Raw genomic sequence first — 805 nt, 5'->3', positions numbered from 1 at the left:
GGTTACATCAAACTCATTTTCCAAGTGATCACCAGTGCCTTGATTAGATTTGAATATCAAGTGGCCTGCTAACTTTTCATCTGTTTTCAAAATCTTGGTTGCATGAAGCAGTGCATCCATATTTTCACCACGTATTCCATAAAAAACAGGATCAGGCCCATGCGGAGTAATCAATACTCGATTTTTTTGTTATCAAAACTGTTAAAGGTATTAGGCTGTGTTTTTTCTTGCATTGTTTTTACACTTGTGGCAGAAAGTTTTCTATCTTTTCCAAATTGTGAGTTTTTTCTATAACTTAATAATTCCAATGTGTGATCTTTAAAATCATAGCCTATTGCACCGATTGCACCTACAAGACCTTGACCGTTTCCTTTGTAAAAAAATTCAATGTTGTTTTTTCTAGCAAATTTTTTTGCTTGATTTCTATTAATTAATTGCCATAATGCTAATTTGCTAAATTTTGTAAAGTGTTTTGGGATGTCATTCTCATAAAATACAAGCCCAGGATTTGCACCATTATTGATATCAGAATATTTTTTTTACAAGATGTTTAATTTTTTCTTTGATTTTCGATGGATTTTTTGTTCTTATTTTCATAGAAACAGCTCCATTTCCTCTTGTTTTCCAAGGAATGTTGGGATTGAATCTGACAAGTTTTGGAAAATCAAGAAATTCAGTTTCATGTTTTTTTAATATATCAACAATTTTGTAAGCAAGAAAAGTTGTGCACATTCCTTTTGGTGAATCAGTATCGTCAAAACCAATATTCAATATTTGTGAATCAGTCATAATCAAATTATAGAAA

Annotated in this window: 1 pseudogene; it reads right to left on the bottom strand. The window is 30.8% G+C overall.

Going from position 1 to position 805, the window contains the following annotated elements:
• Nucleotides 1–789, bottom strand: a pseudogene (locus tag BG20_RS13925) (TiaS agmantine-binding domain-containing protein); the annotation flags it as partial.
• Nucleotides 790–805 lie beyond the last annotated feature (16 nt).

Origin of the sequence: Candidatus Nitrosarchaeum limnium BG20 (genome assembly GCF_000241145.1) — an archaeon.
Taxonomy (GTDB): domain Archaea; phylum Thermoproteota; class Nitrososphaeria; order Nitrososphaerales; family Nitrosopumilaceae; genus Nitrosarchaeum; species Nitrosarchaeum limnae.
This window is presented reverse-complemented; position numbering and strand designations above follow the sequence as displayed.